The sequence below is a fragment of the Rhodocytophaga rosea genome (assembly GCF_010119975.1).
GTDB classification, from domain to species: Bacteria; Bacteroidota; Bacteroidia; order Cytophagales; family 172606-1; genus Rhodocytophaga; species Rhodocytophaga rosea.
In genome coordinates this window covers 534008-549778 of sequence record NZ_CP048222.1, presented here as the reverse complement: position 1 = coordinate 549778, position 15771 = coordinate 534008, and the positions used below count along the sequence as shown (strand labels likewise).

13 protein-coding genes are annotated in these 15771 nt (G+C 42.5%); 8 read left to right on the top strand and 5 right to left on the bottom strand.

Annotated elements, in window-relative coordinates; translation table 11 throughout:
• Window positions 1-78 precede the first annotated feature (78 nt).
• Window positions 79-795 carry a hypothetical protein gene (locus GXP67_RS02410; protein ID WP_162441676.1) on the top strand — a complete coding sequence of 239 codons (717 nt, stop codon included), beginning with the start codon at window positions 79-81 and terminating at the stop codon, window positions 793-795.
• A gap of 231 nt (window positions 796-1026) precedes the next feature.
• Here the strand turns inward: GXP67_RS02410 and GXP67_RS02405 are convergent, their stop codons facing one another.
• From GXP67_RS02405 to GXP67_RS02385, 5 genes are all read right to left on the bottom strand, one after another.
• Window positions 1027-2139 (bottom strand): NAD(P)/FAD-dependent oxidoreductase, encoded by a 1113-nt coding sequence (locus tag GXP67_RS02405; protein ID WP_162441675.1) that lies wholly within the window; start codon window positions 2137-2139, stop codon window positions 1027-1029.
• A gap of 129 nt (window positions 2140-2268) precedes the next feature.
• A complete protein-coding gene (locus GXP67_RS02400) occupies window positions 2269-2760 on the bottom strand; it encodes a YcxB family protein (RefSeq protein WP_162441674.1) in 492 nt (163 codons plus the stop codon).
• A 115-nt stretch (window positions 2761-2875) separates the two neighbouring features.
• Window positions 2876-3397 (bottom strand): M23 family metallopeptidase, encoded by a 522-nt coding sequence (locus GXP67_RS02395; protein ID WP_232064884.1) that lies wholly within the window; start codon window positions 3395-3397, stop codon window positions 2876-2878.
• A gap of 79 nt (window positions 3398-3476) precedes the next feature.
• Entirely contained in the window at window positions 3477-4340 is an 864-nt protein-coding gene (gene nadC / locus GXP67_RS02390; protein ID WP_162441673.1) for a carboxylating nicotinate-nucleotide diphosphorylase, read from the bottom strand.
• Between the two features lie 242 nt (window positions 4341-4582).
• Entirely contained in the window at window positions 4583-5008 is a 426-nt protein-coding gene (locus GXP67_RS02385) for a DUF4783 domain-containing protein (protein ID WP_162441672.1), read from the bottom strand.
• A gap of 653 nt (window positions 5009-5661) precedes the next feature.
• Here GXP67_RS02385 and GXP67_RS02380 point away from each other — a divergent pair.
• The 7 genes from GXP67_RS02380 to GXP67_RS02350 all read left to right on the top strand — a co-directional run bounded on the left by GXP67_RS02380 (window position 5662) and on the right by GXP67_RS02350 (window position 15469).
• Window positions 5662-8886, top strand: a complete 3225-nt coding sequence (locus GXP67_RS02380) for a SusC/RagA family TonB-linked outer membrane protein (RefSeq protein WP_162441671.1) — start codon at window positions 5662-5664, stop codon at window positions 8884-8886.
• Window positions 8887-8911: 25 nt separating this feature from the next.
• A complete protein-coding gene (locus tag GXP67_RS02375; RefSeq protein ID WP_162441670.1) occupies window positions 8912-10408 on the top strand; it encodes a SusD/RagB family nutrient-binding outer membrane lipoprotein in 1497 nt (498 codons plus the stop codon).
• 70 nt (window positions 10409-10478) lie between these two features.
• A complete protein-coding gene (locus tag GXP67_RS02370; RefSeq protein ID WP_162441669.1) occupies window positions 10479-12125 on the top strand; it encodes an arylsulfatase in 1647 nt (548 codons plus the stop codon).
• Window positions 12126-12264: 139 nt separating this feature from the next.
• A complete protein-coding gene (locus tag GXP67_RS02365) occupies window positions 12265-12594 on the top strand; it encodes a hypothetical protein (RefSeq protein WP_162441668.1) in 330 nt (109 codons plus the stop codon).
• Window positions 12595-12698: 104 nt separating this feature from the next.
• Window positions 12699-14285: a sulfatase gene (locus GXP67_RS02360; RefSeq protein WP_162441667.1), complete on the top strand. Its 1587-nt coding sequence runs from the start codon at window positions 12699-12701 to the stop codon at window positions 14283-14285.
• Between the two features lie 93 nt (window positions 14286-14378).
• On the top strand, window positions 14379-14558 hold the full coding sequence (locus GXP67_RS02355; protein WP_162441666.1) for a hypothetical protein: 180 nt from the start codon (window positions 14379-14381) through the stop codon (window positions 14556-14558).
• Window positions 14559-14632: 74 nt separating this feature from the next.
• Window positions 14633-15469, top strand: a complete 837-nt coding sequence (locus GXP67_RS02350; RefSeq protein WP_162441665.1) for a sterol desaturase family protein — start codon at window positions 14633-14635, stop codon at window positions 15467-15469.
• The last annotated feature ends 302 nt before the right edge of the window (window positions 15470-15771 follow it).

Here is a 15771-nt window from a genome sequence, read left to right as displayed (position 1 = left end):
TAGGTGAATTTGTGCCTTTTAGCGCCTTTTGCCCGTTTTTAGGGTATTGTTTTTTGTTCACCTTTAAACCCAAAAGCTATGAAAACCAAACGTTTTTTTCTTTTCTTTTTATTACTGATCAGCACCCTGAATGTTATTTTATTTAGTTGCCAGAAAGAAGACGAGGTTCAGGCTGCCAGTAAAGTTGTGGATGTTCCCGGAGCCGAAGGCATTTACCTGCATTTAGAATATACCATGGGCGTTGGCGGATTTCTTTACCCTGAATACAGGCCATACTTATTATTCAAGGACGGAAGTATCTATCAAAACCTGGATACCAGCATTGATAAGCTGGATGTAGCAAAGTCTAAACAACAGGAACCCAAAGAATGGGGAACCTGGGAGAAAAAAGGCAATGAATTTTCTATTACCTGGAGTGATGGAGATACCGAAACCTGGGGAGAAGATGAGTGGTTTACTACCCAGGCTGCTACAGCGGGCGAAAAAATTAAGGGTTCCTATGAATCTATTTCCGGAGGAGGGAATGTTGCCTTTGGCGGAGATGTCATGATTTTTTCTGCCACTACTATTTCTTTTGACGGCGATAAATTTACCTATGAATCTACCGGCGGCGGATCTACAAGCAACCTTACTGCCTATAGCAGCCAGGATAAAGCAGGTACTTATGAATTAAAAGGCAATTCTATTATTCTCAAATTCAATAATGGAGCAGTAGAAAAGAAATTTTTCTATTTCTATCCGGATGGCAAAGATGTATTTGGTATAGGAACCAGGTATTATGTACCTAATGATTAATCGAATTTTATGTTTATGAGTAAGAATAATCAGTAGTATGTAAACAGGTGTATGGCTGATGCTGAATTAGTATAAGTGATAAACAGGTGACTCTTCAGAAGTGGTGGAAATAACTTCCACCACTTTTGATATGAATGGATATAGTTTTTTTCATTTCTTATACTTTAGGTAATGAACCTGATAACGGAAGTTTAATATTCTTCTGATGTTTTATCTGAAGAATTACAGGTATCAGAACACTTCTCCATGCGTATGCTTTACCAGAAGTCTGGCGGCTGGTTTTACAGTTTTCAGTATTCTTACAGCCATACTGGAAAGCCATTCACTGCCAAATAAGCGTTGTGTTTGGCGGCCTACCCATAAACGGGTGGCAAACGTCTGTTTCCATTGCTGCTGGTACAGCATTTCAAGTTTTTCCTTGGTCCATTGCTCTTTAAAATACAGAATAATAAGCCCCGATAAAATTTTGGCAGAATGAATCGCCATAGCCATTCCATTTCCGCATAGCGGTGTAATCAAGCCAGCAGTATCCCCGGACATAAGAATATGATTTTCTACGGCTTTTTTTGGTGAAAAAGAAATTTCATTGATCACCTCTGGTTTCTCATACAGGAATCGGGCATTTTGCCGGATAGCTTGCATAAATGGATTTTTGTAGAGTGTTTCCTTTTCCATTTCTTCAATAGAACCATACCGTTTTATATTATCCCTGGACGTGAGGTAGCACAGGTTGTATTTTCCTTCTTCAATGGCACATACGCCGCAATAGCCATCCTGAAAATTATGCAGGGCGATCAGGTCTCTGGGAAAAACAGTCTGGATGTGGTATTTGACGCCTACATAGGGCGAGCGTTTATTAATAAAATCCCGGTTTAGTTGCTTATCCAGTTTGGACCGTTTGCCAAAGGCGCCGATCACCAGATTGCTTTCCAGCTGGGTACCATCTGACAACTGTACCTGGAAATGGGTTTTGAAATCAATGTTATCTGCTGTTTTACCGAGTATGAAAGTAACCCCGGCTTTTACAGCTATCTGATATAAATGATGATCCAGTGTATAGCGGCTGATGCCAAATCCTCCCAGGTCTAAAGGCATGTTCAGTACATTGTTGCCCGAAGGCGAACTTACCTGCAAACGGTTGATGGCAGATGCACCTAGTTGTTCAGGAAAAATACCCAGTGAATGGAAAAAGGGCAATACTTCATTAGATATATATTCGCCGCATACTTTATGGAAAGGATATTGTTTTTTCTCGATCAACACAACTTGCAATCCGGCTCTGGCAAGCACAATTGCATTCACCAGTCCAGCCAGTCCGCCGCCAACAATAATTACATCTTTCATGTATAAGGAGTATAGGGCTATTAACTGCCAGGAAGAATTTTAGTTAAAAATTTGGAGAAATCCATCCGATCTATACACAAAAAAGCCCGGAACTGTATACCAGCCGGGCTAAAAATTTGTGAGCCTCACTCAGGCAATCAGGTTTTTCCGACGCAGCAGCGATTCGGTGAATTTAATGTCGTTTTCGGAATTGAAAATAGAGTAGGGGAGGTGAATAAATTGTGCTTTGGAGACAACCAGCAGAAAATGGTCTTTTTCTTTATAGGCTTTTTTTATCATTTCCCACTTCATCTGCATGCCTTCTTTACTATTGAGTTTGATCAGAATCTGGCGGCCATCTATTTCATAGAGTAATTTCTGAAATAATACTTTATTCTGCTCCAGCTGGGTAACTCCGGTAAACTGAATAGCCCAGAACAGCAGATACAGGACGATTGCCAGCGGTGCCATAAAATAGATCCAGATGTTGGGATATACACCAGTAAGGTTGAGAATGACATTGAGAATGATAATTCCCAGAGGTACTGCTGCCCAGTACCATTGGGTTCGCAGCAGGTGCTTCATGGCCAGCTTGATATAGGTACTGTTTTCGAGTTTGTATTTACGTGTTTTAACGATCATTGATAGGTGCAATAAGTTTTTCGCAGGCGCAAAGGTATGAATTACTCCGTTGTCTTTGGTAATGAAGGTTTAAGAATTTGTGTTATAGAAGTTAGAGTCAATTAATTATTTCATTTTACTTTTCCTTCATCAGCTCAATCGGATTGAGAAAGAACATTTTCAACCAGCCTTGTATGGAACTATCTATCCGCCAGGGTAAAGGAATGATGGAAAAAATAGAATAATGCAGGTGAGGTTCTTTGCCTTCCGCATTTCCGGTAGTACCTACGGTTCCAACAGATTCACCGGTATTCACAAAGTGTAAGGGAGAAGTTTTAAATTCTTTCAGGTGAGCATAATAATGAATACGCCACTTGGAAGAAAGCACCAATACTACTTTTCCTCCCCGGCCCATGTCTCCGGTATATACTACTAGTCCAGGTGTTGCCGATATCACTGAAGTTCCTTCCTTGGCAAAAATATCTACACCTTTATGGGTGATGGATTTTCCCCAGGGATAATACCAGAACGATTTTGGATGCCAGTCTCTGGGAGAAGCACCTTTTACCGGTATAGCCACCCGTTGAGGAATCAGGTAGCCAGTCAGAATGATACATAGAATAATGAAAAAGATTTTGTATCTGCGTATGTGCTGCAAGGAAAAGCTGTTTGTATCTTAAAATACAAAAATTCTACGACTGCCCAATGTTTCTGACTCAAGAGTAATGATTTTAATGTTAATATGCTTTCAGGCTAATATCCAGACTTCTGATGGAATGTGTTAGCGCACCTACCGAAATAAAATCTACGCCGCTTTCGGCTACCGCCTTAATGGTTTCCAGGGTAATGCCACCAGAGGCTTCTGTAGGATAACGTCCGTTAATGAGCTGAATGGCTTCTTTCATCAGGGCAGGCGACATATTATCCAGCATGATGCGGAACACATTTCCAGTCTCCAGTACTTGTTCCACTTCTGCCAGGTTACGGGTTTCAATCACTATTTTCAGGTCTTTGTTGTGTTGACTGAGGTAGGCATTGGTAGATTCTATAGCCTGACGGATGCCGCCGGCATAATCCACATGGTTGTCTTTGAGAATGATCATGTCGAACAGGCCAAAACGGTGGTTCAGTCCGCCGCCGATCACAACCGCCCATTTTTCCAGCATCCGGAAGAGGGGAGTGGTTTTACGGGTATCCAGCAGCCTGGCTTTTGTACCCTTTATGGCTTCAGTCAGTTGATGTGTATAGGTAGCGATTCCGCTCATGCGCTGCATACAGTTAAGCACCAGCCGTTCTGCCTGTAGAATGGAACGTGCCTTGCCTGATACGGTTAATCCAATATCCCCAAATTTTACCGGTGAGCTATCTTGAAGCAATATGTCTACCATAAGAGAAGAATCTACCTGGGCGAAAATAAGTGTGGCCAGTTCTATACCTGCCAGTATTCCCTGATCTTTAATAATAAGTTTAGCCCGGTTTTCTGCCTCTGCCGGAACAGCTGCCAATGAGGAATGATCGCCATCGCCTACATCTTCCTGGAGCGACTGTGCAATGAATTGATGAATTTTTTCGGACGAGAGATAGGCTAGCTTGTAAGTCATGGTTTAGGTTGTCATGGGTCATTAAGTCTGGAACCTGGATTACACGGATTTACAAGATTAACAGGATTTTCTTTTATCCTTTTGTCTTTTCATATTTAAATCCACAAAATCATAGATGCGAGAAGTTAATCGTGAAAATCCATAAATCTGTGTGATCCAGGTTCCAGACTTATTAAAACGCTGCAAAATAAAAAAGGCTATGAAATCTTTCATAGCCTGTATACATATTGTTTTTAAATAATTTACTGATTGCGGAAATCAATGCGGTCAATTAAATATTTGCCGCCAAATTGTTTCACCACCATATACACCAGAAAGGAGCCATTTGCTGACTGGTAAGTGCCAGTACTGTACTGCAAGCCTTCCGGGGATGAACCCTGGTGTCCATAGGTAAAATCTTTAGCCGGATACTTCTGGAAGAAGGTTTTCAGAATCAGTTCAGCCTGGGCATTACTCACTTTATCCATGTCCACATTTTCGGCTTCCACAATAAGTTCAATGCTGCTGTTGAAATACTTGGCAAGTTCCCGGGAGTTTCCGCTTTTTAAGGCAGCTTTAGCTCCATTGGTAACATCACTCTGAGCCTGCAAAGTATGTCCGGTAAATGTGAATAAACTAATTGTTAAAAGTAAAAGTAAAAAATCTTTCATTTTAAAGGTACGCATCATGTGTTTGCAGAATTTGCTTAATAATCGCATAAATAATGCCAAATAAAATTCTTTAGCTGCTCTTCATCATGAGAAGACTTGATTTGTGTGGCTCAATCTACTGAATCTACGGGAATAAATATTCCTTTGCTTTAGCCAAAATAAAGATTTTTTCACATAATGTTCATTAAGTCTATAAATATTATAGACTTTTGTTTGGATAAATAAAAAGTGCTTATAATTTTGCAATATAATTGAAAGTATAAGGTAGGACAGGCTGCTGTAACAAACAGCTTTATCCATAATAAATACGAAACCAAGTTTTAGTGTCTGCTGCAATTGCAGAAGCACCTTTAGTAAACCTGACTTAAACCTTTTACCCATGCGAATCACTGTACAAAGACAACATCACAAAACTATTTCCCGAACTTCCCTGGTTCCGGTTCTCTACTCTGACCAGCCTTGTTGTTGCTGTTGTTGTTAATTTCCTTGTTAAGGCTCGAAGCTATTCAGTCTTAAACTAATCACAACTTTATTTTACTATACTCTATTTTCCGATCCTGGCAAGGTGGGTGAATAGGCAGTTGTAGCTACATACATCTATGTATGAGTAGCCTGACTCTTTTTTGTCTAATAATTAATCATACACAAATCAAAAGTTTGCATAAGCGATCATGAAAAATATATTACTCATCGTCTTTCTATTGTCCGGCATTGGCATATATGCGCAGGATGGCACCATTACAGGCAAGGTGAAAGATGCCAAAGGCGAGTTGCTGCCGGGCGTAAACGTATTCTTTAAAAATACCACCAGTGGCACTGTAACCGATGCAGAAGGAAACTACGCTATAAAAACAGTTCCAGGAAACAATATACTTATATTCAGTTTTGTGGGCTTTAAAACACAGGAAGTTACCATTAATAACCGTTCTGCGATTGATATTTCACTCCTGTCCGATGACCAGTTGCTGGAAGAGGTAGTAGTAACAGCGGTAGGTATTGAAAGTAAAACCAAAGCCCTGGGGTATAGCGTAGCGGAAGTAAAAGGCAAGGATATTGTAAATGCCCGGGAACCTAATGTAGTACAAGCGCTGAGCGGTAAAGTTGCCGGTGTACAGATTGGGAACAGTGGTGGTTCTCCCGGCGGGTCAGCCTCTATCCGTATCCGGGGAAATTCTTCGTTGCTGGGCAATAATTCGCCTTTATTCATTGTAGATGGCATTCCGGTAGATAACTCCATTCAGGATATTCTGGGAAATATTACCAACGTGAATTCTCTGGCTACGCCTTCTAACCGGGCCGTAGATATCAACAGTGATGATATTGAATCAGTTACTGTACTGAAAGGACCGGCTGCCGCTGCACTATACGGCATCCGGGCAGCCAACGGAGCCGTTATTCTGACAACCAAAAGAGGCACCAGGCTGACCGATAAAAGCTTCAATGTGTCATATTCCGGTTCTTTTACAGTAGATGAAATTAACCGCCGGGTACAACCGCAACAGAACAATTTCTCTAATGGACTAAACGGCCAGTATATTCTTCCTGGACAAACCGGTTCGGATGAAAGCTGGGGTGCGCTGCTGGATACACTTACCTATTCAGATATTCCCAGTCAATTTGATAAAAACGGCCTGATTGTCGGGCAAAATGATCCCCGTTCTAACGGTATTCCGGTAAACCGCTATGATAATGTCGATAATTTTTATCTGAAAGGAAAAACCCAAAGCCACCATGTAAGTGTGTATGGCAATACAGAAAAAGCCGGATACTATTTTTCAGTAGGCCGTTTATACCAGACTGGCGTTATTCCGACCACCGATTTCTTCCGGACTACTTTCCGTTTCAATGGAGATTATAATGTAACCGATAAGTTCAAAATCGCAGGAGGCATAAACTTTATCAACTCCGGAGCCAATAACCGGGCTTTAATGGGTGGATTTAATACCAACGTAGTTCGGGCTTTAATGAATACCTCACCCAACTTTGATATTACCAACGGCCTGGATGAACCCTGGAACAATCCTAATGCTTACCGCTTGCCAGCTACGAATGCCAAACCCTGGGGCGATTCCCGTTCCTATGCCAATGGCCGGGGCTGGGACAGTCCCTACTGGTCGCTGAATATGAATCCGCAAAATGATGAAGTAAACCGCTTTATTAGTTTTACAGAAGCCAATTATGAAATACTGCCCTGGCTCAAATCAACCTTCCGCTATGGAATAGATAGCTATACGGATGTACGCAAAGGCGGATTCAGCCGGGGAACTTCCGGGGTGCCTACTGGTACAATTAACGATGTAAATTATACACGCAGGGATTACAATACCGATCTGATTTTCACCATTGCTCCGGAACTAGGCGGAGATTTGAATTTGACGGTTTTACTGGGACACAATTTTTATAACTCATTCCGGAATCAGATCAATACTAGGGGAGATGGACTGATTGTTCCTGGAAATTTTAATATATCCAATGCCTCTACGTCCACTTCCTTCAACCAGACCATCCGCAGAAGATTAGTAGCCGGCTATGCAGACGTTAGGCTGGATTACAGAAACTGGCTGTTTGTGGAATTAACTGGCCGCAATGAGTGGACTTCTACCCTGGCTAAAGGCAAGAATTCCTTCTTTTATCCTTCGATAAATACCAGCTGGGTATTTACCGATGCCTTGGGCTTAAGCAGCGGATGGTTGTCTTCTGGAAAAGTGAGGGCTACGTATGCGCAGGTGGGTAATGATGCTGATCCGTATTCTTTACAAACGTATTATACCAATTCCAATACAACCGGATGGATTCAGGGTGGCGTTACCTATCCGTTCAACAATCAGGCAGGCTTGAGCTATTCCAATACTTTAGGAAACCCTAACCTGAAACCAGAGAGAATCAGTACCTGGGAATTGGGTACAGACCTGCGTTTCCTTAACAATAGGGCAGGCATTGAGGCAGTGTATTACCATAACCTGAGTAAAGATCAGATTATTCCGGTAGCGATTCCTTCCTCAACCGGTTCGCAGTTCAGTTTAATTAATGCCGGGGAAATCTCTAACCGGGGCGTAGAAATTACCTTAAATGCCACTCCTATTCAAACACCTGGAAGTTTCCGCTGGGATGCGACCTTAGTGTATTCTAAAAATATCAGCAAAGTATTGTCTCTGGCAGAAGGAATTGATAATGTAAGCCTGGGAGGAATCTGGATGGAAGCCAGAGGAATGGTAGGTCAGCCATATGGTGTATTTTATGGGATTGATGTAAAGAAAAATGAAGAGGGCAAAGTATTGATCGATGATAGTCCGGTACTGGCCAATGGAACGCCGAATTCAAACTACGGTTATCCTATTGTAAATCCTTCGTTTACCCAAATCGGTGATCCTAATCCTAAATTCAATGCAGGTTTGCGGAATGAATTTACCTATAAGAACTTCGCTTTCTCCTTCTTCCTGGATACCCGCTATGGCTTTGATATATTCAATGCACCCCATTTGCAGATGGTATTTAATGGCGTAGACAAATCTACCGAAAACCGGGGCCAGGATCATGTATTTGATGGCGTGAAAAATGGCGAAGGAACCGCTAATGATATTAATGTAAAAATCGGGCAGGCATGGTACCGCCGCACGTTTGATATTCAGGGTTTATACATCGAGAAAAACCTGTACTGGCTGCGCTTACGGGACGTAAACTTTACTTACAGCTTACCAGAAAAATTAATTGCTCCGCTGAAATTAACTAAAGCCAGCCTGACACTTACGGCCAGAAACTTCCTGCTGTCTACCAACTATACTGGTTCTGACCCGGATTTAGGCACCCGCAATGGTTTGACCAACTTCTCTGGTATCGATTTCTGGACTACTCCGAACACCCGCAGTTATGGTGCTTCTATCAATCTTACTTTTTAATCATGCTCTTATTAAGTCAATTCTCATGAAAACGAAATTATTTCCTATCTATATAGTTGTTCTTGCCCTGATGATGTTGGTCATTTCCTCCTGCGAGCTTCAGGAAGTGAATGAAAATCCGAATGCGCCTGCAGATGCTCCTTTAAGCGTGATATTGACTGGTGCACAAGGTACACTTGCTTATAATTTAGGCCTGGATGCTGGCTTATTAGCTGCAACTGTTGTACAACAGACAGCCGGTTCTAACGGAGATGCTACCTCTAATGATAATTATACTTCCATTCCTGGCCGGTTTAATGGGTTTTGGGTGAACTTTTACACCAATAATTTAAATGAGTTAAATATCATCATCGAAAAAAGCAAAGCTGCTAATGCACCCTATTACACAGGAATTGCCAGAGTGCTGACTGCTTTCACCTATGGTACCTTAACCGATTCTTTCGGAGATGTACCGTTTAGCCAGTCTTTAAAAGGAAGTGCCAATACAGCACCTGCTTACGATTCACAACAGCAGGTGTACGAAGGTATCCAGGCTATTCTGGATTCAGCTATTACCGATTTAAGTCAGCCTGCGGGTTCATTCATCACGGCGCCTCCCGGTTCTGATGATTTAATATTCAAAGGAAATGTTCAAAACTGGCTGGCAGCCGCCTGGACTTTAAAAGCCAGACATGCCTTACACTTAAGTAAAGTAAATCCTACCGAAGCGGCTACCAAAGCCTTATCTTACCTATATGAAGGAGGACCGGACGGAAAATACAGAGGGATTTCTTCTAATGCCGGAGATGTACAGGTGGTATTTGGTGCCGCTCAGACAAATGCGAATCCTTTCTACCAGCAGAATACCTCTCGTCCAGGTTGGGTAGGGCTTGGTGCTTCTTTTGTAAACCTGCTGAATGGCAATGAAGTAACTGACCCGAGTACCAAAGATGCCGCCAGTCTGGTTGATCCACGCAGGGCTTATTTTGCTACGGCTTTGCAATCTGGCAAATACCAGGGAGGAATTGCCGGTATTCCTGGCGCCTTTTCGCTGATCGGTTCTTATTATGGGTCGGCTACATCCCCGGTGGCGTTTATTACCTATCCTGAAGCAAAGTTTATTGAAGCAGAAGCCAGATTAATTCTGAATCAAACTGATCCAAAAGCGCAGATTGCCTTAAACGAAGCTATTACTGCTTCTTTCAATAAAGTAATTACCAATGCTTCTGACCCAAATGCTACGGCTGAAAAAAGGGCAGCTTATCTGGCAGCAAAAGCTATGTTGACCGGCGATTTCCAGCAGGATTTAAAAACAGTAATTACCCAGAAATATATTGCGCTGTTTTTGCAGGTTGAACCCTGGATTGATTACCGCCGAACTGGCTATCCGGAAGTTCCTCTGGCTGTAAATGCAACGCACAGCTTAAATCCCAACGGACAAATTCCCAGAAGATTTCCTTATCCGCAGAATGAGCAATCACTAAACAAACAATTGCCAGGTGCTTCCAATTACCAGGAACCCAGATTGTGGTGGGATAAATAGTCAATTGTCATTGGATAATGATTTAAAAAGTTGGTAACGAAAAAAATATAACCCCGATATATTCCGCATCATGTATAAACCTAAAATCTTGATTATTGCCTTATTGCTGGTGAGTACCGTTTTTATCCAGTCGGTGCCGCAGAGAGAAGGTATTAGAAAAGCAAAACCTGCCAAACCTAATTTTGTAGTCATTTTGGTAGACGACCTGGGGTTTTCGGATATTGGCTGCTATGGTTCTGAAATTAATACACCCAATTTAGATAAGCTGGCACAAGGCGGTTTGCGGCTGACGCAGTTCTATAATACTTCCCGCTGCTGCCCCAGCCGGGCGGCGCTGCTCACCGGCTTGTATCCGCATCAGGCAGGAGTAGGGAGTATGAATTTGAATCTGGGATCACCGGCTTACCAAGGGTATTTGAGTAAAAACAGCATTACCATTGCCGAAGGACTGAAAACACAAGGTTATTTTACAGCTTTGTCGGGAAAGTGGCATATTGGTAATGAGCCAGATCAGTGGCCTTCTGCCAGAGGCTTCGACCGTACTTTCAGCCTGATCGGAGGAACCAGCAATTATTTTTATCCGCATCCTTTCAAATTGCGCGAACATGATTATTTCATTCTGAATGGGCAAAAACTGGATAACTACTTAACGGAAGCAAAACCAGACGGCTATTACCTCACCAATGAATTCACCGATTATGCCCTGAAATTCCTGGATGAAGCCAAAGCAGAAAAGAAACCATTTTACCTGCATGTTACCTATACAGCGCCTCATTTTCCTTTGCAGGCATTGCCGGAAGATATAGAAAAGTACCGGGGCAAATACAAAAAAGGCTGGGATGTAATCCGTTCGGAACGGTATCAGAAACTGCTGAAACTGGGCATCATCAAACCGGAATGGAAGCTTTCGCCCAGAGATTCGCTGGTGCCAGCCTGGAACCAGTTACGGGCTTCGGAACAAAATGCCTGGGATTTGAAGATGGCGGTTTTTGCTGCCATGGTTGATAGGGTAGATCAGAACGTGGGCCGCATTCTGGATAAACTCAAAGAAATTGGTGCGGATCAGAATACACTGGTGTTGTTTATGTCGGATAATGGGGCAAGTCACGAATATGCCTTTCCACTCTGGAAACAAACGCCTGAAGTAACCAAACAGGTGAAAAACTTGCCAGCCGACCATCCGCAGTCTTTTGTGACCTATGAATACAACTGGGCCAATGCCAGTAATACACCTTTTCAGTCTTTTAAACACTGGGAACATGAAGGCGGCATCAGCAGTCCATTTATCGCCTATTTGCCAGGTGTGATCAAAGGGGGCTCTATCAATAATCAGCCTGCCCATTTGATAGATGTACAAGCAACCATTTTTGACCTGGCTGGTGCGAAATATCCTAAAACTGTAAAAGGAAATGTTATCACTCCTGCCGAAGGAATTTCCCTGCGGAATGTGCTGGAAGGCAAGCCCTGGGCCGGACATGAAGTATTGTATTGGGAACACCAGGGAAACCGGGCAGTACGGCAAGGCAAATGGAAAATTGTGTCCAGTTATCCTGAAAACCGCTGGCGCTTATTCGACATTGAAGCTGACCGCACCGAACTCAACGATGTAAGCCAGACAAATCCTGAAAAACTGAACGAACTGATTGGTCTTTATACTGCCTGGACACAAAAAGCAGGCGTACAGGATTGGGCTGTAGTCAGTCAGCGTAACAATTAACAACAACACTTCAACCAGCTAATTCCATGGGTAAAAATGTAATGCTTCTAGAATCGGAATTTCGATGTTGCGCTTGCCAGAACTCATTTCTGTAAGTAATTCTTTATTCCTTTTTATTAACCATTCATATTTTACACGCATGACACTGATCAAATCAACACATATACGTCCTTCTACACAATCCAATGATATCCTGCATTTTCTGCAGCTTCATCCATTTGTAAAAAAAGCTACCAGGCTCAAAGACAATCATTTTCTGCTGGTATTATCTATAAGTGATGCAGCAACAGAAGTATTTGTGCAATTGCTGGATGCTACTGATACCCTGGTGATTGAAATTGCACCCCGCACGCTGATAATGAAACTACGCTTTCTATCCGCACCACGGCAGCAGACAGTATCGATATTATCGACGATCTCACCCTTGCTTTCAATAAAGTTTCCCAGTACCTGGAATATCTGGAAGTGAAAAAGGATTACGCTTCCGGATATGTACCAGTTCATTTATCGCAGTGGCTAGTAGAAGGCAATTTCTTAGGCCAGTAACCCTCAATCCTATAACCAAACGACTCTATGAAATTTCATAAAAAACGAAAGGATGCCCTATTTGCCGCACTAAGTCTGGCGGTAACCCTTGCTGTTTTCCTGATTACTGCTTTTACATACAAGGATAAAACTCCTGGTAAGAAAAGCCTTCCTGCCAGTATACAGGCAGCAACCAAACCTAATATTGTAGTAATCCTGGCCGATGACCTGGGTTATACCGACCTGGCTTCCTATGGGAATAAAATTGTTCAAACGCCCAATATTGATGCACTTGGTAAAGAAGGAATCCGCTTTACACAGGCCTATTCTTCTGCACCTATTTGCAGCCCATCCAGAGCCGGTTTATTGACAGGCCGGTACCAGCAGCGCTTTGGTTTTGAGTTTCTGGTACCGCAAAATACAGGTCAAAAACCTTCTCCGGAACAAATGCAGAAATTACTGGCTTTTCAAGCAAAGGTCGGCTCATCACGAGAGCCGGGAATTGATGAAGAAGCTTTCAATAAAATTGGGAAAGGCTTACCAGAATCTGAAATTTCTCTGGCCAAACTATTGAAACAAAACGGGTATAAAACAGCTATTATTGGCAAATGGCATGTGGGCGAAACAGAAGGTTTTTATCCGCAGCAACGTGGTTTTGATTATCATTATGGCTTTTACAGCGGCTTAACCTTATACTCTCCAGAATCCGATCCTTCGGTAGTGGATAAACATTTACCCTGGGCATTGAGTGAATCGGCTGCCTGGCACCGGAATGGCTCCAACCGGCTGGTGCGAAACAACCAGGATGTAGATGAAAAACAATACCTGACAGACAAATTTGCTGATGAAGCCATTGCTTATATTGAGCAGAATAAAACCAATCCGTTCTTTTTGTATCTGCCCTTTAATGCACCTCACGATCCTTTCCAGGCCAAACAAAGCGACTTTGACAAATATCCGAATGTGAGTGATTCTACCAAACGGGTATATTATGGCATGATCACAGGTCTGGATAATGCCGTTGGCCGGATTCACCAGAAACTGAAAGATTTAGGGCTTGACAAGAATACCATCATTGTTTTCACCAGCGATAATGGCGGTGCTACGTATACCAGAGGCACTGATAATGCACCCTTGAGAGGAGGAAAACTTTCCCATTTTGAAGGAGGCTATTCGGTACCCTATTTTATCAAGTATCCCGGTAAAATCACGGCTGGTAAAGAGTATACGTTGCCGGTAAGTAACCTGGATATTTTCCCTACCGTTGCGGCTGCCGCTGGAGTAAAACTGCCCACAGACCGGGAATATGATGGCGTAAATTTATTGCCCTTCCTCAACAACCAGAAACAAGGAGCTCCGCATGAAACGTTGTACTGGCGCAGTGGCTATTCAAAAGCCATCCGCAAAGGAGATTACAAGCTGTATATCAATGAACGTAACGGCAAACAACTGCTTTTCAACCTGGCCAAAGATCGCTCCGAAACCAAAGATTTGTGTGCCGAACATCCGGAAAAAGTAAAAGAATTGCTGGCTGATTTAAAAACCTGGGAAAGTAAACTGCAAACGCCCACCTGGCCTCACCGGACAAATTCTACAATAGAAGTAAACGGTGAAAAATACTTCTTCCCGATATAGGCTAAAACTGGAAGCCGGAGCATAAAAAATTAATTTTTACTGTTCTCTGGCTTCCATGTTTTGAAAAAAACTAACTATTTAACTGTTATACCCATGAATACAATCGCTGGCAAAGACTTTATCATTCTGTTTAAAAAGGTATTAGTTACCCTGGCTTTGTACCTGATTCCGGTACTTACTGTATGCGCACTCTTGCTTATTGCTAAGAAATTTCAGGATGAACCTTCTGCCGCAGCTGCGCCAAAAGAACAATTACAAGTGGTGGATAATTAAGAAGCCGGAATCCACATTCGATTCAAATCATCCAATTTTTATTATCATTATTCGCTTAAACCTTATTAGCCATTATGGATTTCATTACACTTGTTTTTAAAAACCTGAATACCTGGGGTTTAACTGCTATCTTATTTACGGTAGGTATCCTGGAATTTTCATTTGGCCTGTACAAAAAATGGAAAACCAATGACAAACTCGTTGACCTGGCCAGTATCCTGTTCGGGAAACTGATCGTGCCTGTGCTCGTATCTTATTTTGCCTTGCAACTACTTCCTAAAGTGTTGCCTGAATTCAAAAATATATTTACCTGGGTGCCTTTCTGGTGGGGATTCATTATCATTTGTATTGCCGACGACCTTACCCAGTACTGGTATCACCGCCTGCACCATGAAGTGCCATGGCTATGGAAATTCCACCGTACCCACCATTCTGCCCCGTATATGGGCATGGCTATGGCCAGCCGGCAAGGATTTTTCTATACTATTTTGTTTCCGCAAACCTATGTAACGACCACCCTGGTATTTTTGGGCTTAGGAGTGCCGGCTTTGTTTGCCAGAGGGATTAAAGGCCTCATCACAATGATGGCGCATTCAAGCATCAAATGGGACAAACCTTTTTATGACATCAAATGGCTACACCCGATTGCCTGGGTAATGGAACGGACCATCTCTACACCTGCTACCCACCATGCCCACCATGCCGCCCACGAACGGGATGGGGTAGGGCATTACCATGGAAATTATGGCAATATGTTTTTCCTGTGGGATGTGATATTCGGCACTGCTAAAATCACCCGTAAATACCCAGAACAATATGGCCTGGAAGACTATGCGGATGATCCCTGGTATTCCCAGGTACTCTATCCCCTTGTCAAATCCAACAAAAAAGGCAGCGAGCTAGCGGAATAAATTAGATAATCAAAAATTAATGATTAGAAGAGTATAATTTCTAACACAATGAGTAATTGGAAATAGCTGTAATAGCATTCTGTTTAGCCTGAAGACCTAAATAACCTAACTCAATAAATAAAAATATAAAACAAAATTCCATGCGTGATGGCCCGAAAAAACAGCGGGCATTGCGTTAGCCCTGAGCGAGGAAGCATTGACAACTACGTTGGTTCTCTTCGGCTCTCGCCTCGAGAATTCTAGATGTTGAATTGTTTACTTTCTTTGTAGCAATGACAAAGAAAGTAAGGACGGCGCAATGT